Annotated in this window: 17 protein-coding genes; 9 read left to right on the top strand and 8 right to left on the bottom strand. The window is 70.8% G+C overall.

All coding sequences use genetic code 11. The features are described 5' to 3' along the window. Positions 1-107: 107 nt before the first annotated feature. The gene (locus BLW86_RS30095) at positions 108-419 is read left to right on the top strand and encodes a ferredoxin (RefSeq protein WP_093876951.1); all 312 of its coding nucleotides are present in this window, start codon (positions 108-110) and stop codon (positions 417-419) included. A gap of 4 nt (positions 420-423) precedes the next feature. Here BLW86_RS30095 and BLW86_RS30090 read toward each other — a convergent pair whose 3' ends face one another. The 3 genes from BLW86_RS30090 to BLW86_RS30080 all read right to left on the bottom strand — a co-directional run bounded on the left by BLW86_RS30090 (position 424) and on the right by BLW86_RS30080 (position 3,258). Next, a complete protein-coding gene (locus BLW86_RS30090; RefSeq protein ID WP_093876950.1) occupies positions 424-1,002 on the bottom strand; it encodes a hypothetical protein in 579 nt (192 codons plus the stop codon). Positions 1,003-1,218: 216 nt separating this feature from the next. Next, positions 1,219-2,106 carry a tRNA (adenine-N1)-methyltransferase gene (locus BLW86_RS30085; protein ID WP_015032448.1) on the bottom strand — a complete coding sequence of 296 codons (888 nt, stop codon included), beginning with the start codon at positions 2,104-2,106 and terminating at the stop codon, positions 1,219-1,221. A gap of 18 nt (positions 2,107-2,124) precedes the next feature. Then, positions 2,125-3,258, bottom strand: coding sequence for a site-2 protease family protein (locus tag BLW86_RS30080; protein WP_256341721.1), 1,134 nt, complete (start codon positions 3,256-3,258; stop codon positions 2,125-2,127). Between the two features lie 179 nt (positions 3,259-3,437). Between BLW86_RS30080 and BLW86_RS30075 the strand changes: the two genes are divergently transcribed. Together BLW86_RS30075 and BLW86_RS30070 are read left to right on the top strand one after the other, a co-directional pair. Further along, a complete protein-coding gene (locus tag BLW86_RS30075) occupies positions 3,438-4,340 on the top strand; it encodes a RecB family exonuclease (protein WP_093876948.1) in 903 nt (300 codons plus the stop codon). A 58-nt stretch (positions 4,341-4,398) separates the two neighbouring features. Then, entirely contained in the window at positions 4,399-5,076 is a 678-nt protein-coding gene (locus BLW86_RS30070; RefSeq protein ID WP_093876947.1) for a response regulator, read from the top strand. 64 nt (positions 5,077-5,140) lie between these two features. Here BLW86_RS30070 and BLW86_RS30065 read toward each other — a convergent pair whose 3' ends face one another. The 4 genes from BLW86_RS30065 to metH all read right to left on the bottom strand — a co-directional run bounded on the left by BLW86_RS30065 (position 5,141) and on the right by metH (position 13,176). After that, entirely contained in the window at positions 5,141-6,724 is a 1,584-nt protein-coding gene (locus tag BLW86_RS30065) for an ABC transporter substrate-binding protein (protein ID WP_093876946.1), read from the bottom strand. Between the two features lie 67 nt (positions 6,725-6,791). Beyond that, positions 6,792-8,381: an ABC transporter substrate-binding protein gene (locus BLW86_RS30060; RefSeq protein ID WP_093876945.1), complete on the bottom strand. Its 1,590-nt coding sequence runs from the start codon at positions 8,379-8,381 to the stop codon at positions 6,792-6,794. A gap of 443 nt (positions 8,382-8,824) precedes the next feature. Next, positions 8,825-9,523 carry an HAD family hydrolase gene (locus BLW86_RS30055; protein WP_030691887.1) on the bottom strand — a complete coding sequence of 233 codons (699 nt, stop codon included), beginning with the start codon at positions 9,521-9,523 and terminating at the stop codon, positions 8,825-8,827. Positions 9,524-9,660: 137 nt separating this feature from the next. Further along, positions 9,661-13,176 (bottom strand): methionine synthase, encoded by a 3,516-nt coding sequence (metH, locus tag BLW86_RS30050; protein WP_093876944.1) that lies wholly within the window; start codon positions 13,174-13,176, stop codon positions 9,661-9,663. A gap of 244 nt (positions 13,177-13,420) precedes the next feature. On the opposite strand from metH, the gene BLW86_RS30045 reads away from it, so the two are divergent. The 6 genes from BLW86_RS30045 to BLW86_RS30020 all read left to right on the top strand — a co-directional run bounded on the left by BLW86_RS30045 (position 13,421) and on the right by BLW86_RS30020 (position 20,807). Beyond that, entirely contained in the window at positions 13,421-14,185 is a 765-nt protein-coding gene (locus BLW86_RS30045; RefSeq protein ID WP_093876943.1) for an IclR family transcriptional regulator, read from the top strand. 277 nt (positions 14,186-14,462) lie between these two features. Continuing rightward, positions 14,463-15,221, top strand: coding sequence for an MIP/aquaporin family protein (locus BLW86_RS30040; protein ID WP_093876942.1), 759 nt, complete (start codon positions 14,463-14,465; stop codon positions 15,219-15,221). A 35-nt stretch (positions 15,222-15,256) separates the two neighbouring features. Further along, positions 15,257-16,783, top strand: a complete 1,527-nt coding sequence (gene glpK, locus BLW86_RS30035; RefSeq protein ID WP_093876941.1) for a glycerol kinase GlpK — start codon at positions 15,257-15,259, stop codon at positions 16,781-16,783. A gap of 6 nt (positions 16,784-16,789) precedes the next feature. After that, positions 16,790-18,394, top strand: coding sequence for a glycerol-3-phosphate dehydrogenase/oxidase (locus BLW86_RS30030; protein ID WP_093876940.1), 1,605 nt, complete (start codon positions 16,790-16,792; stop codon positions 18,392-18,394). 99 nt (positions 18,395-18,493) lie between these two features. Beyond that, complete coding sequence (locus tag BLW86_RS30025; protein ID WP_093876939.1) at positions 18,494-19,555, top strand: LLM class flavin-dependent oxidoreductase; 1,062 nt, start codon at positions 18,494-18,496, stop codon at positions 19,553-19,555. Between the two features lie 154 nt (positions 19,556-19,709). After that, positions 19,710-20,807: a PAC2 family protein gene (locus BLW86_RS30020; RefSeq protein WP_256341469.1), complete on the top strand. Its 1,098-nt coding sequence runs from the start codon at positions 19,710-19,712 to the stop codon at positions 20,805-20,807. Between the two features lie 42 nt (positions 20,808-20,849). Here BLW86_RS30020 and BLW86_RS30015 read toward each other — a convergent pair whose 3' ends face one another. After that, positions 20,850-21,824, bottom strand: coding sequence for an SMP-30/gluconolactonase/LRE family protein (locus BLW86_RS30015; RefSeq protein WP_093876938.1), 975 nt, complete (start codon positions 21,822-21,824; stop codon positions 20,850-20,852). Positions 21,825-21,913 lie beyond the last annotated feature (89 nt).

Genomic DNA, 21,913 nt, shown 5'->3' with positions numbered 1-21,913 from the left:
AATACCCACCCTTCACCGTCTGAAAGCGGGCGGTTGTATCGTCGTCATCGGTCAACACCCGTCAGGGGTGGCCCGACTTATCGCGCGAAGCAGAAACGGCAGGAGATATGACCGTGCAGCACGAGGCCCCGGCGACGGGCGCCGAGGAGGCGCTGGAGGTCTGGATCGACCAGGACCTGTGCACCGGGGACGGGATCTGCGCGCAGTACGCCCCCGAGGTCTTCGAACTCGACATCGACGGGCTCGCTTATGTGAAGAGCCCCGACGACGAACTGCTCCAGGACGCGGGGGCCACCACGCCGGTGCCGCTGACGCTGCTCCAGGACGTGGTGGACTCCGCGAAGGAGTGCCCCGGCGACTGCATCCATGTGCGCCGGGTCGCGGACAAGGTCGAGGTGTACGGCCCCGACGCCGAGTGACGGCTCAGACGCCGAGCGCCTCGGCCTGGTCGCCGCGGACGAAGGCGCCGCCCCGCCAGCGCCAGCTGACCTGCTCCTTCTCGTCGGGGCAGCAGCTGGGCACGTCGGGGGACGAGTAGCCGAGCAGGGTGGCGCGCACGGCTCCGTCGCGTACGGCGAGCTCGGTGACGTTCTGATGCTGCTCGGGTGCGAGGAGCGTGGCCACCACGCGCGCGGGGGTTCCGCTCCCCTTGCCGCGGGTGAGGACGTAGACGCCGCTCGGCGGGGTGCCGGAGCCGGCTTCGCAGTGCACGACCGCAACGGTCTCGGGGTTCCCGTCGCCGTCGAGGTCTCCGGAGACCCGCTTCGCGACCGTATGGGGGCCTCCCCCGCATTCCAGGGGGTAGGAGACCGCGGCGGCGTCGGGGGCGGGTGCCGGGCGCGGGGCGGCGGCCGGGACGGTGCCGGCTCCGGCGGGGCCGGGCTGGAGCAGTCCGGCGAGGGCGACGACCGCGGCGGTCGCGGTGGCGGTGGCCATCCAGTGGGCCGGCCGGGCGTGGGTGTGGGCGAGGTCCGCGAGGTCCGGGGCGGCGGAGGGCTGCACGCGCGACGTCTCCTGTGGGGTGGTGCGGCGGGGTTCCCGGCATCGTGCCACACGTCACAGGGGGACGGAACAGGTGGGGTGGCCCCGGTCGGCCGGTGCTCGGCGGCGGACATCCGGTCGGCCGGTCTCCTGCGGCGGCGAACATGAGGACGCCGCCGACGAGTTCTCCCGCGTGGGCGGGGAACTCGGCGGCGGCGCGGTCTGGATGTCGGAACGTCAGCCCTTGTTGGGGCCCTCGTAGTCCTCGCCGTAAGCACCCTTGGCGGGGCGGCGGCGGCGCATCGGGGGCTCGACCCCGTCCGCGAGGCGACGGGCGGTGACGAGGAAGCCGGTGTGTCCGATCATGCGGTGATCGGGGCGGACGGCGAGGCCCTCGACGTGCCAGTTGCGGATCATGGACTCCCAGGGCTGCGGCTCGGCGTAGCAGCCGAACTCGCGGATGGACTCCACGGTGCGGGCGAGCTGGGTGGTGGTCGCCACGTAGCAGCAGAGGATGCCGCCGGGGACGAGGGCCTTGGAGACGGCCTCCAGGCACTCCCAGGGGGCGAGCATGTCCAGGATGACGCGGTCGACGTCGGTGTCGGACAGGTTGTCCTGGAGGTCGCCGACGGTCAGCTGCCACGCGGGGTGGGGGCCGCCGAAGTAGCGCTCGACGTTGCCCTTGGCGATCTCGGCGAAGTCCTCGCGGCGCTCGTAGGAGTGCAGCATGCCGCTGTCTCCGATGGCGCGCAGGAGGAAGCTGCTCAGCGATCCCGAGCCCACTCCGGCTTCCACGACGCGGGCGCCGGGGAAGATGTCGGCGAAGGCCAGGATCTGCCCCGCGTCCTTGGGGTAGACCACGGCTGCGCCGCGGGGCATGGACAGGACGTAGTCGGGGAGCAGGGGGCGCAGCGCGAGGTAGGCGACGTTTCCGGTGGTACGGACAACGCTGCCCTCGGGGGCGCCGATCAGTTCGTCGTGCGGGAAAGAACCCTTGTGGGTGTGGAAGTTCTTTCCCTCTTCGAGCGTGAACGTGTAGTGACGGCCCTTGGGGTCGGTCAGCTGAACCTGGTCCCCGACCTTGAAGGGCCCGCGTCGGCGGGCGGCACCGGTCGGTTCGGACATGTGACCAGAGTACCGGGGTCACGCGGAGGGTCGTGCCATGGCCCGGACGAAGGCCCGCTCGACGTCGGTGGTGGCGAGGACCCCGTAGATCTCGCCGGTGTCCTCCACCACGAGGTACTCGGTGGCGGGGCTGGCGCGGAGGTGGTCGAGGAGGGGCTGGCCGGTGAGCTCGGCGGGGACCCGCATGCCGTCGGTGAGGTCCTGGGCGAGGGTGCTGACGGCGACCCAGGGGCGGCGGTGCTGGGGCACGGCGGCGATGGCGGCCTCGCGGACGATGCCGGTGGGTTCGCCGGTGCCGTCGACGACGACGAGGGCGCGGGCGCCGGCCTCGTTGGCGCGGCGGAGGGCCTCGGAGAGGGGCGTGACGGGCTCGACGGGGATGGCGCGGCGGGTGAGGGCGCGGGCGCGGAGCTCGGGGAGGTGCTCGCGGAGGCGGGCCATGCGGAGGCTGTTGCCGGCGCCGGTCCAGATGATGGCGGCGAGGATCGCGGCGAGGAGCGCGTCGGTGACGGTCTCGAAGCCGCTGATGTCGTCGGTGGAGTTGCCGAGGAGGCCGGTGCGGGTGAGGAGGGGCAGGCCGACGAGGACGAGGACGGCGAGGGCGCGGCCGACCCAGGCGGCGGCGACGGTGCCGCTCATGGGCTTGCCGGTGATCTTCCAGACGACGGCGCGGAGCATGCGGCCGCCGTCGAGGGGGAGGCCGGGGAGCAGGTTGAAGACGGCGACGATCAGGTTGGAGATCATCAGGCCGCCGAGGAGGACGCCGGGGACGGTGCCGGGCTCGACGGCGTACAGCGAGAGGTAGAACACGCCGGCGAGGACGAGGGAGAGCAGGGGGCCGACGAAGGCGAGGACGAATTCGCGGCCGGGGGTCTCGGTCTCCTTCTCGATCTCGGAGACGCCGCCGAAGAACTGGAGCTGGATGCGGCGCACCGGGAGCTTGAAACGGAGCGCGGCGAGGGTGTGGGCGAGCTCGTGGACGAGCACCGAGGCGTAGAAGGCGACGGCGAAGAAGAGGGAGACGAGGTAGCGGGCGGCGCCGAGCTCGGGCAGGACGCGGTCGATCTGGTCACCGAAGACCCAGGTGATCAGTGCGGCGACGACGAACCAGCTGGGGGCGACGTAGACGGGCACGCCGAAGGGCCGTCCCATGAGGATCCCGCCGCCGGGCTCCTCGGTCCGCTGCGGCTTGGGCTCGTCCTGGTTCACGGGTTCCTTTCGTCGCGTGGTGTGACCCGCGTCGGTGCGTCACGGTTCGATCATGCAGTGCGGCGGGGTCCCAGGTCGATGGTATTCCGCCCGTTGTCGGCGGCGGGTCGTAGGGTCGTGTCATGAGTACGAGCGAGCAGGTGCCCGCGGAGCCCCGGGCGCCCATGTCGTTGTCGCCCTCGCGGGCGAACGATTTCATGCAGTGTCCCCTGCTGTACCGGTTCCGGGTGATCGACCGGCTGCCGGAGAAGCCGAGCGCGGCGGCGACGCGGGGCACGCTGGTGCACGCGGTGCTCGAGCGGCTCTTCGACGACCCGGCGGCGGAGCGGACGGCGTCGCGGGCGAAGTCGATGGTGCCGGGGCAGTGGGAGCGTCTTCTCGAGTCGAAGCCGGAGCTGGCGGAGCTGTTCGCGGAGGATCCGGACGGGGAGCGGCTCGCGGGCTGGCTGGGCGAGGCGGAGGGGCTGGTAGAGCGGTGGTTCACGCTGGAGGACCCGACGCGTCTGGAGCCGGCCGAGCGTGAGCTGTTCGTGGAGACGGAGCTGGATTCGGGGCTGCGGCTGCGCGGGGTGATCGACCGGGTCGACGTCGCGCCCTCGGGCGAGGTGCGGATCGTCGACTACAAGACGGGGAAGGCGCCGCGGCCCGAGTACCGGGACGGCGCGCTGTTCCAGATGACCTTCTACGCGCTGGTGGTGTGGCGGCTGAAGAAGGTGATCCCGCGGCGGCTGCAGCTGGTGTACCTGGGCAGCGGGGAGGTGCTGACGTACGACCCGGTGGAGGCGGATCTGCTGCGGGTGGAGCGGAAGCTGCTGGCGCTGTGGGACGCGATCCGGCTGGCCACGGAGTCGGGCGACTGGCGGCCGCGGCCGACGAAGCTGTGCGGCTGGTGTGATCATCAGGCGGTCTGTCCCGAGTTCGGGGGGACTCCCCCGGCCTATCCCCTGAAGATCGTTTCCGCGCGCCCGCCGGAGTCGGGCGGATCGGGGCAGGGCAGAATGGACCCGGCCCAGCCGTCTTCCTGAGCACGGCCCGCGCCCTGTCGGGCGTGGCTCGTGAGCACAGCCCCGTGAAGGAGCCCTTGTGACGATCCGCGTCCTGTTGGTCGACGATCAGCCGCTGCTGCGGACCGGCTTCCGGATGATCCTGGAGGCGGAGCAGGACATCGCGGTGGTGGGTGAGGCCGGGGACGGTCTGCAGGCGCAGGAGCAGGTGCGCGCGCTGCAGCCGGACGTGGTCCTGATGGACATCCGGATGCCGCGGATGGACGGGGTGGAGGCGACCCGGCAGATCACGGGTCCGGGGCGGGACGGTCCGGCGAAGGTGCTGGTCCTGACGACCTTCGATCTGGACGAGTACGTGGTGGAGGCGCTGCGGGCGGGGGCGAGCGGCTTCCTCCTGAAGGACGCTCCGGCGAACGAGCTGGTGCAGGCGATCCGCGTGGTGGCGGCGGGCGAGGCGATGCTGGCCCCGTCGATCACGCGCCGGCTGCTCGACAAGTACTCGGCGCATCTGCCGACGGGCGAGGAGCAGGTGCCGGACACGCTGAACACCTTGACCGACCGTGAGGTGGAGGTCCTGAAGCTGGTGGCGCGGGGCCTGTCGAACGCGGAGATCGCGGCGGACCTGTTCGTCAGCGAGACGACGGTGAAGACGCACGTGGGCCATGTGCTGACGAAGCTGAGGCTGCGGGACCGGGTCCAGGCCGCGGTGTACGCCTACGAGAGCGGCCTGGTGCGGCCGGGGGCCGGCGGCCAGTAGGCGCGGGAACGACGGGGGCCCGGTGCGCGTGGTGCGTACCGGGCCCTCGTGCGTGGAGGGGGTGTCAGCCCTTGCGGATCTCCCAGAAGCGGAAGACGGTCGAGGCGTCGAGGGTCCATTCGAGGCCGGTGACGTCCTCGCGGGCGACGGCGTACTGCTTGCCCTGCCAGAGCGGCAGGACGGGGAGCTCCTCGGCGACGAGGTCCTGGAGGCGTCCGAACTCGTCGGCGGTGGCGGCGCGGTCGGCGATGGCGGCGGTCGCCGGGAGGAGGGTCCCGGTGACGGTGCTGTTCTCGTAGTGGTTGCCGAGCACGTTGCCCTCGCCGAAGAAGGGGCTGGTGAAGTTGTCGGCGTCGGGGTAGTCGGGGACCCAGCCCTTGACGTAGACGCCGTACTTGCCGGCGGCGATGTCCTTCTCGTACTGCTCGTAGGCGACGGACTTCACGTCGGCGTCGAAGAGGCCGCTCGCGTTGAGCTGTTCGGCGATGGCCTTGAGCTCCTGGTCGGTGGCCGGGCCGTAGCGGCTGGGCGTGGACCAGAGGGTGAGCTTCACCTTGTCGGTGATGCCGGCGGAGCGGAGGGCCTTCTTCGCCTTGGCCTTGTCGGGGCTGCCGTAGGTGTCGAAGAAGGCGGTGTTGTGTCCGGCGATGCCGGCCGGGACGATCGAGTAGAGCGGGGTGGCCGTCGACTGGTAGACGTGCTCGACGAGGTCCTCGCGGTCGACGAGGTGGGCGATGGCCTTGCGGACGGCGAGCTTGCCGACGACCGGGTCCTTCATGTTGAAGACGAGGTGCTGGACCTCGGCGCTGCTGCCGGGGATGACCTCGATGCCCTTGTCGGCCGTGGTGGCGGAGTTCTCGAGGGCGGCGATGTCGTCGGCGGCGAGGCCTCGGTAGGCGACGTCGATGTCGCCGTCGGTGAAGGCCTTGGCGAGGGCCGCGCGGTCGCCGCGGTAGAGCTTGAGGGTGACCGCGCCGTTCTTGGGCTTGGCGTTGCCCTTGTAGCCCGGGTTGGCGGAGAAGACGGCCTCGGTGTCGCTGAACGAGTCCAGCTTGTACGGGCCGGAGCCGGTGGCCTTGCCGTCGGTGCGGAGCGCGTCGGCGGGGTAGTCGCGGTGGTCGACGATGGAGCCCGCGCCGGAGGCGATCTTGCTGGGGAAGGTGGCGTCCGGGACCTTGAGGCGGAAGACGACGGTCCGCTCGTCGGGGGTCTCGATGGTGTCGATGGTGGCGAGCAGCGGCGCCGGGCCGGAGGGGTCGGCGATCTTGAGGGCCCGCTCGAAGGAGAACTTGACGTCCTCCGAGGTGAGCTTGTTGCCGTTGGAGAAGGTGAGACCGTCGCGCAGGGTGCAGGTATAGACCTTGCTGCCCCCGGAGAACGCGCACTTGTCGGCGGCCTCGGGCTCCGGCTCGGAGCCGCCCTTCGGGAAGGCGAGGAGGGACTGGAAGACGTTGTTGAACAGCAGCCAGGAGCCGGGGTCGTAGCCGGCCGCGGGATCGGTGGCGAGGATCTCGTCGGACATGCCGACGCGTATGCCGCCTCCGGAGCCGCCGGAGCCGACTCCCTGTTCGGTGCCGCAGCCGCTGAGGAGGGCGGCGGACAGGCCGGCGGCGAGGGGGGCCGTCAGCCACTTGTTTCGTGCCTTCACAGAACTTGCCTCTTGATCTCTTGTCAGGCCGGCCGCGCAGGGGCGCGCGGCCGGGACAACGAAGGGGTCAGGCGGTGCCGCGGCCCAGTTCCCACAGCAGCAGGTCGGAGGAGGTGTTGAGGGCGTACTCGACTCCGTTGAGGTCGTCGCGGGCGGCGACGTACTGCTTGCCCTGCCACAGGGGCAGGACGGGGACGTCCTGGGCGACGATCTTCTGGATCTGCGCGTAGACGGGGCTCGCGGCGTTGCGGTCGGCCTGGCGGCGCGAGCGCGGGATGAGCTTCTCGCGGACGGTCTTGTTCACGTAGGGGGTGTTGAGGAAGTTGTCGCTGTCGAGGAACGGCGCGATGTAGTTGTCCGGGTCCGGGTAGTCCGGGAACCAGCCGAGGCCGTAGACGGCGTAGTCGCCGCGCTTCTGGGCCGTGCGGAAGGTGGACCACTCGGCGCCCTGGACCTTGGCGTCGAAGAGCTCGCTGGCGACGAGCTGGTTCTTGAGGGCCTCGAACTCCTGGGCGGTCTCGGCGCCGTAGTGGTCGGTGGTGTAGTTGAGGGTCACCTTGACCGGGGTCTTGACGCCCGCTTCCTTGAGGAGCTTGGCGGCGCGGGCGGGGTCGGGCTCGCCGTACTCGTCGAAGAAGGGGGTGGCGTGGCCGGTGATGCTGGAGGGGATCAGCGAGTAGAGCGGCTCGGCGGTGGGGCCGTAGACGAGGTTGACGAGGGCGCCCCGGTCGACGACGGAGGCCATGGCCTGGCGGACGGCCTTCTCCTGGACGGAGGGGGCCTTGGTGTTGAAGCCGAGGTAGCGGATCTCGAGGCCGGGGACCTCGGTGACGCGGATGTTGTCCTTGGGCGTCTCGGTGAGGTCCTTGATCTGCTTCTGCGACAGGGAGCGGGCCATCATGTCGATGTCGTCGCGCTCCAGGGCCGCGCCCATCGCGCTCGCGTCGGCGTAGGGGCGCAGTTCGACCTTGTCGTTGCGCAGGGTGACGTCGCCCTTGTACGCCGGGTTCTTGGTGAAGACGAAGCGGGTGGCCTTGTCGCCCTGGCGCTCGACCTTCATGGTGTACGGGCCCGAGCCGTCGACGTCGAAGCCGTCACGGAGCTTGTCGGCGGCGTACTTGTTCTTGCTGAGGATGCCGGCGACGGGCGTGGAGAGCTTGTACGGGAAGGTGGCGTCGGGGGTCTTGAGGTGGAAGACGATCCCGTCGGTGCCCTGGGTCTCGACGGCGTCGATGTTCGAGAGGAGGGCGGCCGTGCCGTTGTCCGACTTGATCTTCAGGACGCGCTCGATGGAGAACTTGACGTCCTCGGCCGTGACGGGGGTGCCGTCGGCGAAGGTGAGGCCGGAGCGGAGCGTGCAGCGGTAGCTCTCGCTGGCCTTGTCGGAGAAGCCGCAGCTCTGGGCGGCCTCGGGGACGGGCTCGCCGCCGCCGCGGGGCACGTGCAGCAGGGTCTGGACGGTCTGGCGGAGGATGTTCCAGGCACCGGTGTCGTAGGCGTAGGCCGGGTCGAGGGGGGCGGGTGCGTCCTCGGTGACGATGAACTGGTCCGTGGTGCCGACGGTTATCGCTCTGCCCTCCTCCGATCCGCCGCAGGCGGCGAGCAGGGGGGCGAGCAGTCCGGCCACGGCCGGCAGCACCAGGGTCTTGCGGTTCATCGGGGACGATCTCCTCATCCGGCACTGGGTACAGCGGTCAGTGGAACTCCGCCGTCTGCCGCCCGGTCGGGGCGGGAGCGATCGGGCCGGGCGTTGCGATCGGTCCTGTGTTCACGGCGACTTGGGTATGCGCCGGTGCACGCGGTTATGCGGCGAAGTACTCGCGAAAGATTAGTGGGCGGCGCCGGTATCACTTGACCGGGGCCGTACAGGGGCGTAATCGCAGAGTGATCATGGATGCGTCAGCCTCGATAACCATGCGCCGGACGTTGGGGACGACACTTACCCAATCGGGGCACAGGGGGCACCGAAACATCCGGTTTTGAGACGGGGAACGAGAACGGGCCACCTACCGTCCGGCACTCTGAGTGACCAAGGTCACGTAGACGCTTTTCGGTGAATGGCCCGATCGCTTTCATCGGATCGCTTTCCTCAGGGAAAGCTCAAATTCCCGTGATCAAGGTCCGCAGGAACGGCACGTCGACCTCTTCCAGCGAGCGGACCACGACCCGGCCCGGGGAGGGCGCGATCGGCGCGACGGAGGGCACCGCGACGACCCGGCAGCCCGCCGCCTCGGCGGCCGCCACACCGGTCGCGGTGTCCTCGATGACGGCACAGAGCGCGGGGTCGGCCCCGACGCCCTGGGCGGCCGTCAGATACGGCTCGGGGTGCGGCTTGGTGCGGACGACCTCGTCGCCGGCGACGGTGAGCGCGAAGCGGTCGCGGCCGAGCGAGGCGAGGACGCGGTCGATGATCCGCCGGTGCGAGGCGGAGACCAGGGCGGTCGGGATGGAGTGCCGCGCCAGCTCGGCGAGCAGCCGCTCCGCCCCCGGCATGAGGGGGACGCCCCGCTCGATGCGCTGCTCGAACTTCTCGTTGAGCAGGACGGTCAGCTCTTCGAGGGTGATGTCGGCGCCGGTGGACTCGATGAGGTAGCCCGCGCTGCGGGTCATCGGGCCGCCGACCACGACGTCCCGCCAGGCCTCGTCCAGCCGGTGCCCGAGGTCGGCGAAGACCTCGACCTCGGCGTCCCACCAGAACCCCTCCGTGTCGACGAGGGTCCCGTCCATGTCGAGGAAGACCGCCTGCAGGGCGGAGCTGCCGTTCGTACGGAACAGGGACGCGGGGACCGTACTGGTCATCCGGCACACCTCCATGGAGGGACGAGAAGGCCGGCCCCTCCCCGGTACGGGGAGGAAGACCGGCCTGCACTGGACCGACAAGTGTACGTCGTGATCACCGCGAAAGCGCGGATTTGCGCCGCGCCGTCACCGCGGGGTCACCGTGCGTTGAAGTACTTCGCCTCCGGGTGGTGGATGACGATGGCGTCGGTGGACTGCTCGGGGTGGAGCTGGAACTCCTCGGAGAGGTGGACGCCGATCCGCTCCGGGCGCAGCAGTTCCGCGATCTTCGCGCGGTCCTCCAGGTCGGGGCAGGCGCCGTAGCCCAGCGAGAAGCGCGCACCGCGGTACTTGAGGTCGAACATGTCCTCGACGTTCTCGGGGTCCTCCCCGCCGAAGCCGAGCTCGGCGCGGACGCGGGCGTGCCAGTACTCGGCGAGGGCCTCGGCGAGCTGGACGGAGAGGCCGTGCAGCTCCAGGTAGTCGCGGTAGGAGTCGGACTCGAAGAGCTTGGCCGTGGCCTCGCCGATCTTCGAGCCGACGGTGACGACCTGGAGGCCGACGACGTCGGTCTCGCCGGACTCCTCCGGGCGGAAGAAGTCCGCGAGGCAGAGGCGGCGGCCCCGGCGCTGGCGCGGGAAGGAGAACCGGGTCCGCTCGTTGCCCGCCTCGTCCAGGATGATCAGGTCGTCGCCCTTGGAGACGCAGGGGAAGTAGCCGTGGACGACGGCCGCCTCGAGGAGGTTCTCGGTGTGGAGGCGCTCCAGCCAACCGCGCAGCCGGGGCCGGCCCTCGGTCTCGACGAGCTCCTCGTACGCCGGTCCGTCGCCGGCCCGGTTCTGCTTGAGGCCCCACTGGCCCTTGAAGAGGGCGCCCTCGTCGAGCCAGGACGCGTAGTCCTTCAGCGGGATGCCCTTGACGACGCGGGTGCCCCAGAAGGGCGGGGTCGGCACCGGGTTGTCGGTGGCCACGTCGGAGCGGCCGCCGGGCTCCGGCTCGTCGACCTGGAGGGCGGCGGTGCCGGCGCCCTTGGCCACCCGGCGCTGCTTCAGCTCGGGGAGCACGGCTCCGGGGACGCCGCGCTTGACGCCGATGAGCGCGTCCATGAGGCGCAGGCCCTCGAAGGCGTCGCGGGCGTAGCGGACCTCGCCCTCGTAGATCTCGTGGAGGTCCTGTTCGACGTAGGCGCGGGTGAGGGCGGCGCCGCCGAGGATCACGGGGTACTTGGCGGCCAGGCCGCGGCCGTTGAGCTCCTCCAGGTTCTCCTTCATGATCACGGTGGACTTCACCAGGAGGCCGGACATGCCGATGACGTCCGCCCGGTTCTCCTCGGCTGCTTCCAGGATCGCGGAGACCGGCTGCTTGATGCCGATGTTGACGACGTTGTAGCCGTTGTTGGACAGGATGATGTCGACGAGGTTCTTGCCGATGTCGTGGACGTCGCCCCGGACCGTGGCCAGGACGATCGTGCCCTTGCCCTCGGCGTCGGACTTCTCCATGTGCGGCTCCAGGTACGCCACCGCCGTCTTCATGACCTCGGCGGACTGGAGCACGAACGGCAGCTGCATCTGGCCGGAGCCGAACAGCTCACCGACCGTCTTCATGCCGTCGAGGAGGGTCTCGTTGACGATGTCGAGGGCCGGGCGGGTCTCCAGGGCCTCGTCGAGGTCGGCCTCCAGGCCGTTCTTCTCGCCGTCGACGATCCGCCGCTTGAGCCGCTCGTCCAGCGGCAGGGCGAGGAGCTCCTCGGTCTTGCCGGCCTTCATCGACTTGGTGGTGGCGCCCTCGAACAGGGCCATCAGCTTCTGCAGCGGGTCGTAGCCCTCGGCGCGCCGGTCGTAGATCAGGTCGAGGGCGGTGGTGACCTGCTCCTCGTCGAAGCGGGCGATGGGCAGGATCTTCGACGCGTGGACGATCGCCGAGTCCAGGCCCGCCTTCACGCACTCGTCGAGGAAGACCGAGTTGAGGAGGATCCGGGCGGCCGGGTTGAGGCCGAAGGAGATGTTCGACAGACCCAGCGTGGTCTGGACGTCCGGATGGCGGCGCTTCAGCTCACGGATCGCCTCGATGGTGGCGATGCCGTCCTTGCGCGACTCCTCCTGGCCCGTGCAGATGGTGAAGGTCAGGGTGTCGATGAGGATGTCCGACTCGTGGATGCCCCAGTTGCCGGTGAGGTCCTCGATGAGGCGCTCGGCCACGGCGACCTTGTGCTCGGCGGTACGGGCCTGGCCCTCCTCGTCGATGGTGAGGGCGATGAGGGCGGCGCCGTGCTCCTGGGCCAGTCGGGTGACCTTGGCGAAGCGGGACTCGGGTCCGTCGCCGTCCTCGTAGTTGACCGAGTTGATGACGGCCCGGCCGCCGAGCTTCTCCAGACCGGCCCGCAGGACGTCCACCTCGGTGGAGTCCAGCACGATCGGCAGCGTCGACGCGGTCGCGAACCGGCCCGCCAGCTCCTGCATGTCCGCCACGCCGTCACGGCCCACGTAGTCCACGCACAGGTCGAGCATGTGCGCGCCCTCGCGGATCTGGTCCCGGGCCATCTCCACGCAGTCGTCCCAGCGGCCCTCCAGCATCGCCTCACGGAACTTCTTCGACCCGTTGGCGTTGGTCCGCTCACCGATCGCCAGGTACGAGGTGTCCTGCCGGAACGGCACCGTCTGGTAGAGGGAGGCGGCGCCCGGCTCGGGGCGGGGGGAGCGCTCGGGCGGCGTGAGGCCCTGGACCCGCTCGACGACCTGGCGCAGGTGCTCGGGGGTGGAGCCGCAGCAGCCGCCGACCAGGGACAGGCCGTAGTCGCGGACGAAGTTCTCCTGCGCGTCGGCCATCTCGGAGGCCGTGAGCGGGAAGTACGCGCCGTCCTTGGTGAGGACGGGGAGGCCGGCGTTCGGCATGCACATCAGGGGCGTGCGCGAGTGGCGGGCGAGGTAGCGCAGGTGCTCGCTCATCTCGGCGGGGCCGGTCGAGCAGTTCAGGCCGATGAGGTCGATGCCGAGGGGTTCCAGGGCGGTCAGCGCGGCGCCGATCTCGGAGCCGAGGAGCATGACGCCCGTGGTCTCGAAGGCGAGCGAACAGATCAGGGGCACGTCCACGCCCAGGGCCTCCATCGCGCGGCGCGCGCCGATGAGGCTGGACTTGGTCTGCAGCAGGTCCTGGGTCGTCTCCACGATCAGGGCGTCGGCGCCGCCGGCCAGCAGGCCCTCGGCGTTCTGCTGGTAGCCGTCGCGCAGCACGTCGTACGCGATGTGGCCGAGCGAGGGGAGCTTGGTGCCGGGGCCGATCGAGCCGAGCACCCAGCGCTGGCGGCCGTCCTTGGCGACGAACTCGTCGGCGACCTCGCGGGCGATCCGGGCGCCCGCCTCGGAGAGCTCGAAGATCCGGTCCGCGATCTCGTACTCGCCGGCGGCCGAGTGGTTGGAGCCGAACGTGTTCGTCTCGACGCAGTCGACGCCGACCTCGAAGTAGGCCTCGTGCACCGAACGGACGATGTCGGGCCGCGTGACGTTCAGGATCTCGTTGCATCCTTCGAGGTTCTGGAAGTCCTCGAGGGTGGGGTCCTGTGCCTGGAGCATGGTGCCCATGGCTCCGTCGGCGACGACGACTCGGCTGGCGAGTGCCTCGCGGAGGGCGGCGGCGCGGTTCCGGCTGTCAGCGGAAGGGGTCGGCAACGAGGCCATGGATGAGCTCCCTGGAATGCGACGGCTGTCGGCTTTGCACCCTCGGGGGAGGGCGCACGGGGCCAGCGTAACCGCGCCGGGGCCGGGGTGGACACGGCGTCCCACAGGCCGGACGGCATCCTGTGTGCGGGGACTCCCGGTCCTGCCCCTCCTTGGCCGACACTGTGTGGTGTGACGCAAGGTCGGCATCGACCGATAGTGTTCAGCATTGTCGAACAGTATGAGAAGGGTGAGGGGCCGGGCGATGGCGAAGAACATCCAGTCGCTTGAACGGGCGGCGGCCATGCTGCGACTGCTCGCGGGTGGCGAGCGCCGGCTCGGCCTGTCGGACATCGCGTCCTCGCTCGGACTCGCCAAGGGGACGGCCCACGGCATCCTGCGCACCCTCCAGGCGGAGGGCTTCGTGGAGCAGGACGCGGCCTCGGGCCGCTACCAGCTGGGCGCGGAGCTGCTGCGGCTCGGCAACAGCTACCTGGACGTGCACGAGCTGCGGGCGCGCGCGCTGGTCTGGACGGACGACCTGGCGCGGTCCAGCGGCGAGAGCGTGCACCTGGGGGTGCTGCACCAGCGGGGCGTGCTGATCGTGCACCACGTCTTCCGACCGGACGACAGCCGTCAGGTCCTGGAGGTGGGGGCCATGCAGCCGCTGCACTCCACGGCGCTCGGCAAGGTCCTGTCGGCGTACGACCCCGTGGCGCACAGCGAGGTGCTGGAGGTCGAGCGGGAGGCGTTCACCCCCCGGACGACCACGGAGCTCGGCGACTTCGAGTCGCTGCTCGACATGACGCGGGCCCGGGGCTGGGCGGCGGACGTGGAGGAGACCTGGGAGGGCGTGGCGTCGGTGGCGGCGCCGATCCACGACCGGCGGCGGATGCCGGTGGGCGCGGTCGCGGTCACGGGGGCCGTGGAGCGGGTCTGCCCGGGCGGGGAGCTGCGCCCCGAGCTGGTGGCGGCGGTGCGCGACTGCGCCCGCGCGGTCTCCCGGGACCTGGGGGCGAACCGCTTCTGACCGCCCGTGCGGGCGCCGTCACCGACCGCCCGCCACGCAACAGAACCCGCCGGTAACGATCGCGTTATCGGCGGGTTTTTCACTTCCCAGACCCTTGACGCGCTGTTAACCCGGGGGCAAAACTTCCGTTCATCGGTCGGCATTGTCGAACACCTAACGGCAATAGACGCTAAGGTGTGACAGTGCCAAGGGCCGGCAACGCCCTCACACGAGGGCGCGGACCACCGGAGGGACCCGGGGTTCGCCTTCCCCTGGACGAAGGACAAAGGAGTCGCGGGTGTCCAGCTCCGACATCTTCCTCGGCGAGACCATCGGTACCGCCGTACTCATTCTGCTCGGCGGCGGTGTGTGCGCCGCCGTCACGCTCAAGAGCTCCAAGGCCCGCGGCGCGGGCTGGCTCGCGATCACCTTCGGGTGGGGCTTCGCCGTCATGACGGCGGTCTACATGACCGCTTCCCTCTCGGGGGCCCATCTGAACCCCGCCGTCACGGTCGGAATCGCGATCAAGGACGGGGACTGGAGCAACGTCCCCGTCTACGTCGCGGGCCAGATGCTCGGCGCGATGATCGGTGCGGCGCTGGTCTGGGTGGCCTACTACGGCCAGTTCCAGGCGCACCTCACGGACCCGGAGACCGTCGGCGAGAAGCCGATCGAGGGCCCCGGCCCGGTGCTCGGCATCTTCTCCACGGGTCCCGAGATCCGTAACACCTGGCAGAACCTGGCCACCGAGATCATCGGCACCGTCGTGCTGGTCCTGGCCGTGCTCACCCAGGGCCTCAACGACAGCGGCAAGGGCCTCGGCGTCATCGGCGCCCTGATCACCGCGTTCGTCGTGGTCTCCATCGGCCTCTCGCTCGGCGGCCCGACCGGTTACGCCATCAACCCGGCCCGTGACCTCGGCCCGCGCATCGTGCACGCCCTGCTCCCGCTGCCGAACAAGGGCGGCTCCGACTGGAGCTACGCCTGGATCCCGGTCGCCGGTCCGCTGATCGGTGGCGCCATCGCCGCGGGTATCTACAACATCGCGTTCGCCTGAGCCGTCCTTCTTCCAGACCCCCCTTGGAGCACACCGTGACCGACGCACACACCTCCGGCCCGTTCATCGCGGCCATCGACCAGGGCACCACCTCCTCGCGCTGCATCGTCTTCGACAAGGACGGCCGGATCGTCTCGGTCGACCAGAAGGAGCACGAGCAGATCTTCCCGAAGCCGGGCTGGGTCGAGCACGACGCCGCCGAGATCTGGACCAACGTCCAGGAGGTCGTCGCCGGCGCCCTGGAGAAGGCGAACATCACCGCCGCCGACGTCAAGGCCATCGGCATCACCAACCAGCGCGAGACCACGCTGCTCTGGGACAAGAACACCGGTGAGCCCGTCCACAACGCCCTCGTCTGGCAGGACACCCGCACCGACGCCCTCTGCAAGGAGCTCGGCCGCAACGTCGGCCAGGACCGCTTCCGCCGCGAGACCGGCCTGCCCCTCGCGAGCTACTTCTCCGGCCCGAAGGTCCGCTGGCTGCTCGACAACGTCGAGGGCCTGCGCGAGCGCGCCGAGCGCGGCGAGATCCTCTTCGGCACCATGGACTCCTGGGTCATCTGGAACCTCACCGGCGGCGTCGACGGCGGCCACCACGTCACCGACGTCACCAACGCCTCCCGCACCATGCTGATGAACCTCCACACCATGGGCTGGGACGAGAAGATCCTGCAGTCCATGGAGATCCCGGCCGCCGTGCTGCCGGAGATCCGCTCCTCCGCCGAGGTGTACGGCACGGTCAAGGGCGGCGTCCTCGACGGCGTCCCGGTCGCCTCCGCGCTCGGCGACCAGCAGGCCGCCCTGTTCGGCCAGACGTGTTTCGCCGAGGGCGAGGCCAAGTCCACGTACGGCACCGGCACCTTCATGCTGATGAACACCGGCGACAAGATCATCAACTCCTACAGCGGCCTGCTGACCACGGTCGGCTACCAGATCGGCGACGCGAAGCCGGTCTACGCCCTGGAGGGCTCGATCGCCGTCACCGGTTCGCTCGTCCAGTGGATGCGCGACCAGATGGGCCTGATCAAGTCCGCCGCCGAGATCGAGACCCTCGCGTCCTCGGTCGAGGACAACGGCGGCGCCTACTTCGTGCCGGCCTTCTCCGGCCTGTTCGCCCCGTACTGGCGCTCCGACGCGCGCGGTGTCATCGCCGGCCTCACCCGGTACGTCACCAAGGCGCACATCGCCCGCGCCGTCCTGGAGGCCACCGCCTGGCAGACCCGCGAGATCACCGACGCCATGACGAAGGACTCCGGCGTCGAGCTGACCGCGCTCAAGGTCGACGGCGGCATGACCTCCAACAACCTGCTGATGCAGACCCTCTCGGACTTCCTGGACGCGCCCGTCGTGCGTCCGATGGTCGCCGAGACCACCTGCCTCGGCGCCGCCTACGCCGCCGGTCTCGCCGTCGGCTTCTGGCCGGACACCGACGCGCTGCGCGCCAACTGGCGCCGGGCGGCGGAATGGACCCCTCGCATGGACGCCGACAAGCGTGACAGCGAGTACAAGAGCTGGCTCAAGGCCGTCGAGCGGACCATGGGCTGGATCGAGGACGAGGAGTAATACGAGATGACCACCCTGCAGAGCGTCCCTGCCCTGGGGACGCACCCGGCTGCCGGTTCCCTCCCGAGCCGCGCCGAGACCCGGGAACAGCTTTCCAAGGCGACGTACGACCTCCTGGTGATCGGGGGCGGCATCCTGGGCATCTCCACCGCCTGGCACGCCGCGCAGTCGGGCCTGCGGGTGGCCCTGGTGGACGCCGGCGACTTCGCCGGCGCCACCTCCTCCGCTTCCTCCAAGCTGCTCCACGGCGGCCTGCGCTACCTGCAGACCGGCGCGGTGAAGCTGGTCGCGGAGAACCACTTCGAGCGGCGCGCGGTCTCCCGCCAGGTGGCACCGCACCTCGCCAACCCGCTCACCTTCTACCTGCCCGTCTACAAGGGCGGCCCGCACGGCGCGGCCAAGCTCGGCGCCGGCGTCTTCGCCTACAGCGCCCTCTCGGCCTTCGGCGACGGCGTCGGGCACCTGCTCTCCCCCGCCAAGGCCGCCCAGGACGTGCCGGAGCTGCGCACCGACAACCTGAAGGCCGTCGCCGTCTACGGCGACGACCAGATGAACGACGCCCGGATGGCGCTGATGACCGTCCGCGCCGCCGTCGCCGCCGGCGCCACCGTCCTCAACCACGCCGAGGTCACCGGCCTCCGCTTCACCCGCGGCCGGGTCACCGGCGCGGAGCTGAAGGACCGCACCACCGGCGACGAGTTCGGCGTGGACGCCCGGCTCGTGCTGAACGCGACCGGCCCGTGGGTCGACCACCTGCGCAAGATGGAGGACCCGAACGCGGCCCCCTCCATCCGCCTCTCCAAGGGCGCGCACCTGGTCCTCAAGCGGACCTCGCCGTGGAAGGCCGCGCTGGCCACCCCGATCGACAAGTACCGCATCACCTTCGCCCTCCCCTGGGAGGACATGCTGCTCCTGGGCACCACCGACGAGGAGTACGAGGGCGACCCCGGCCAGGTCGAGGTCACCGAGAAGGACACCGCCCAGATCCTGGACGAGGCCGCCTTCTCCATCCGCGACCAGCAGCTCTCCCGCGACCTGATCACGTACTCCTTCGCCGGCCTTCGGGTGCTCCCGGGCGGTCCCGGCGACACCTCCAAGGCCAAGCGCGAGACGGTCGTCACCGAGGGCCGCGGCGGCATGCTGTCGGTGGCCGGCGGCAAGTGGACGACCTTCCGCCACATCGGCCGCACGGTGATGAAGAAGCTGGAGCAGCTCCCCGGCCACCCGCTCGGCGAGGACTACGAGCCGGTGTCCGCGCTGCCGAAGCGGCTGCCGCTGCCCGGCATAGCCAACCCGAACGCGGTCGCCCACCGGCTGCTGGTCGACGGCCCGGCGCCCGGCCCCCGGATGGCCGCCGACACCGCCAAGCACCTGGCCACGCACTACGGCTCGCTCTCCTTCGACATCGCCCGGATGGCGAACGAGAACCCCGAGCTGGCCCGCCGCATCCACCCGGACGCGCCGGAGATCTGGGCTCAGGTCGCCTACGCCCGCGACCACGAGTGGGCCGAGACGGCGGACGACGTGCTGCGCCGCCGCACGACGCTGACCATCCGCGGTCTCGCGACGGACGAGATCCGCGCCGAGGTCGAGTCGATGCTGCGGAAGTAACTCCCGCTGCTTCAGGGGCGGTTCCTCGTCGAGGGGCCGCCCTGAGGCGTGCCACGCGCCGTCCACACGGCCGCAACACTCGGCGCGCACAGTTGAGGCATGAAGTTTCAGGTGCTCTCGATCGTCCACCACTCCCCGCACCCGCTCACCGGCGAACTGCTGTCCGCCGCCGACCGGTTGGAGCAGGTCGTCGCGCTCGGCGAGACCGCCGAACGGCTCGGCTTCGACGCGTACGCGGTCGGCGAGCGGCACGCGGGCGCGTTCCTCTCCTCGTCCCCGACCGTGCTGCTCTCCGCCCTGGCCGCCCGCACCCGCCGGATCCGGCTGCTCACCGGTGTCACCGTGGTCGCGATCCTCGACCCCGTCCGGGTCGCCGAGGACTACGCCACGCTCGACCAGCTCTCCCGCGGCCGGCTCGAACTCGTCGTCGGCAAGGGCGCGGAGGCCGGCCACTTCGACCTCTTCGGCCTCGACGAGGAGCGGCAGTGGGACCTGCAGAAGGAGAAGTACGAGCTGCTGCGCCGGCTCTGGACGGAGGAGGGCGTCGACTGGGAGGGCGAGTTCCGGCCGCCGCTGAAGAACGTGACCACGGTCCCGAGGCCGTACGCCGGTCCGCCCCGGATCTGGCACGGCTCGGCCACCAGTCTCAACTCCCCCGAGCTGGCGGCGAAGCACGGCGATCCGCTCTTCACCGCCAACGCGATCCAGCCGCGCGAGGCGTACGCGCGGCTCATCGCCCACTACCGCGAGAAGTTCGAGGAGTACGGGCACGATCCGGCCCACGCGCGCGTGGCGGCCGGTTCCGGCGGGCTGCTCATCGCCGACACCCCCGAACAGGCGGTGAGCCGGTACAAGGAGCTGTACGAGGCGAAGGTGCGGCAGAGCTTCAAGCCGCACCTGGAGGGCAGGGCCGGGTACAACACCCCCTTCCGCACGATCGAGGACGCGATCGCGGACGGCCCCCAGCTGATCGGCTCGCCGCAGCAGATCATCGACAAGATCCTCGGCTACCACGAGCACTACGGGCACGACCTGCAGTCCGTCACGGTCGACACCTTCGGCCAGTCGACGGCCGAGCAGACCGAGACGCTCCAGCGCTTCGCCGAGGAGATCGCGCCCGTCGTGCGGAGGGAGGCGCCGAGCACCCTCTGGGAGGAGTGAGGGGAGGCGCGAGAGCGCCGTGTGCGGAGGCGAGTTCCTGGGTAGTCGATCAAGGCCGCACGGGTTTTCGGGGATGTCCGGGGACTGCGGGCGGACCACCGGAAAGCCGTAAGGTGGGGCCGTACGACAGGAACTTCGAATAAGGAGGCGCTGGGTGATCGAGCTCGAGGGGGTACCCGAGCTGATCGACCCGGTCATGGTGGCAGCGTTCGAGGGCTGGAACGACGCCGGCGACGCCGCCTCCACCGCGGTCGCCCACCTGGACCGGGAATGGAAGGGCGAGGTCTTCGCGGCGCTCGACGCCGAGGACTACTACGACTTCCAGGTCAACCGCCCCACCGTCTTCCTGGACAACGGCGTCCGGAAGATCACCTGGCCGACGACCCGGCTCTCCGTGGTCCGGGTCGGCGGCGAGAAACCCCGCGACCTGGTGCTCGTGCGCGGGATCGAGCCCTCGATGCGCTGGCGCTCCTTCTGCAACGAGCTGCTCGCCTTCGCGCACGAGCTGGGCGTGGAGATGGTGGTGATCCTGGGCGCCCTGCTCGGGGACACCCCGCACACCCGGCCGGTCCCGGTCAGCGGAGTGACCTCCGACCCGGACCTGGCGCGGACGATGGACCTGGAGGAGACCCGGTACGAGGGCCCGACGGGCATCGTGGGCATCCTCCAGGAGGCCTGCACGCACGCGGGCGTGCCGGCGGTGAGCCTGTGGGCGGCGGTGCCGCACTACGTGTCGCAGCCGCCGAACCCCAAGGCGACCCTGGCGCTCCTCAACCGCCTGGAGGACCTGATCGGGCTGCGGATCCCGCTGGGCGAGCTGCCGGAGGACGCGCGGGCCTGGCAGCTGGGCGTGGACCAGCTGGCCGCCGAGGACAGCGAGGTCGCCGAGTACGTGCAGACCCTGGAGGAGGCGCGGGACACGGCGGAGCTGCCGGAGGCCTCGGGCGAGGCGATCGCCCGCGAGTTCGAGCGGTATCTGCGGCGGCGCGAGCCGGGCACGGGTCCGGGCTCCGGTCCGGGGGTGGCGACGGAGGGCGGCGAGTTCCTGCGGGACTCCGGGAGCGGCCGGACGCGCCCGCCGAAGCCGGAGCAGCCGGGCCCGGAGTCGGTGCCGGGGGCGGAAGCGGGGTCCGAGCCGGGCCCGGAGTCGGTGCCGGGGACGGACCCGGGGTCCGAGCCGGGGCCGCCGTCCGACTCCGCGGAGGGCGAGGACGACGGGGACGCGGGTGACAGCGGCGAGAGCCGGGAGTAGCCGTACGGGAGGGGTGGCGCGGCCGCCCCTCCCGTACCGCGTTCAGACCCTGGGCACGGACACCACGTCGTAGTCCGCCACGGCGGGGTCCGGGTCCAGACCGAAGCGGGCGTTGGGCAGGTAGATCCGGTCGCCCCAGACCGCCGCCGTGGTGGGGATGCGGAACCGGTCCGGGTCGGTGATCCGGGCGATCGCGGTGCCGCGTGTCCCGGCCGGGTCGAGCCGGACCACGTCGATCTGGTCGACCGCCTGCTGGACGATGTACAGATCGCGGCCGAGGAGCAGCAGCCCGTCCCCGTGCGGGATCTTCAGGCCGCCGAGGTCGACCGCCCGGGCGACGCCGGTGCGCGGGTCGACGCGCAGGAGCGAGCCGCCGTCCTGGAAGACGTCGACCACGAGCAGCGCCTGCCCGTCGGGGGTCCGCTCGATGCCGTTGGCGGTGAAGTCGGGGCCCTGTGTCCAGTCGCCGGTGAGCGGGAGGACCGTCAGCTCGTGCGCGGGCTCGCCCGTGCGGTCGAGGGCCAGCCGGTAGAGCTGCGGCTGGAAGGAGTCCGTGAACCAGGCCGCGTCCGGGGTGAGGATGACGTCGTTGACCATGGTGGTCTCGGCGCCGAGCCCGGTGAAGTGGCGCAGCAGTGCGCCGGAGCGGGCGTCGACGACGCGGATCTCCCGGCTCCAGCCGCCGGCGAGGAAGAGCCGCCGCCCGGGCCGGTCGATCTTGAGTCCGACGGTGCTGTGTCCGGCGCCGAGCCCCTGGTGAATGATCCGGCCCTCGCCGGTGGCCAGGGAGGCCCGGTAGACGGCGCCGTCGCCGAGCGAGCCGAAGTAGGCGTACGGGCTGTGCCCGATCGTGACGCCTTCCGGCTGGAAGCCCCTCGGGAGGGGGAACCCGGTGGGCCACCGCCCACCGGGGCCGGCCGCGTGCGCCGTGCCCGCGGTGAGGGGAGCGGTGAGAGCCGCCGCGCCGAGGGCGACGGCGGCTCCCAGGAATCCTCTGCGTGCGAGGTGATGCTGCACTGAGTGCCCTTTCGTACAACCGGTCGATTGGCACTCCCACCTCATCACAACAGGCGCCTCCGGCAGGTCAGTTGGCCGATCCTGCCCTG

The organism is Streptomyces sp. TLI_105 (assembly GCF_900105415.1).
GTDB lineage: Bacteria > Actinomycetota > Actinomycetes > Streptomycetales > Streptomycetaceae > Streptomyces.
Note: the sequence above shows the minus strand (reverse complement) of the source record. Positions and strands in the feature narration are given on the sequence as shown.

Excerpts from the sequence above, each read along its gene's own strand:
- BLW86_RS30095 (WP_093876951.1), top strand. The coding sequence starts at position 108 with ATGACCGTGCAGCACGAGGCCCCGGCGACGGGCGCCGAGGAGGCGCTG.
- BLW86_RS30060 (WP_093876945.1), bottom strand. The coding sequence starts at position 8,381 with ATGAACCGCAAGACCCTGGTGCTGCCGGCCGTGGCCGGACTGCTCGCC.
- BLW86_RS30080 (WP_256341721.1), bottom strand. The coding sequence starts at position 3,258 with ATGGGACGGCCCTTCGGCGTGCCCGTCTACGTCGCCCCCAGCTGGTTC.
- BLW86_RS30055 (WP_030691887.1), bottom strand. The coding sequence starts at position 9,523 with ATGACCAGTACGGTCCCCGCGTCCCTGTTCCGTACGAACGGCAGCTCC.
- BLW86_RS30030 (WP_093876940.1), top strand. The coding sequence starts at position 16,790 with ATGACCACCCTGCAGAGCGTCCCTGCCCTGGGGACGCACCCGGCTGCC.
- metH (WP_093876944.1), bottom strand. The coding sequence starts at position 13,176 with ATGGCCTCGTTGCCGACCCCTTCCGCTGACAGCCGGAACCGCGCCGCC.
- BLW86_RS30045 (WP_093876943.1), top strand. The coding sequence starts at position 13,421 with ATGGCGAAGAACATCCAGTCGCTTGAACGGGCGGCGGCCATGCTGCGA.
- BLW86_RS30085 (WP_015032448.1), bottom strand. The coding sequence starts at position 2,106 with ATGTCCGAACCGACCGGTGCCGCCCGCCGACGCGGGCCCTTCAAGGTC.
- BLW86_RS30025 (WP_093876939.1), top strand. The coding sequence starts at position 18,494 with ATGAAGTTTCAGGTGCTCTCGATCGTCCACCACTCCCCGCACCCGCTC.
- BLW86_RS30075 (WP_093876948.1), top strand. The coding sequence starts at position 3,438 with ATGAGTACGAGCGAGCAGGTGCCCGCGGAGCCCCGGGCGCCCATGTCG.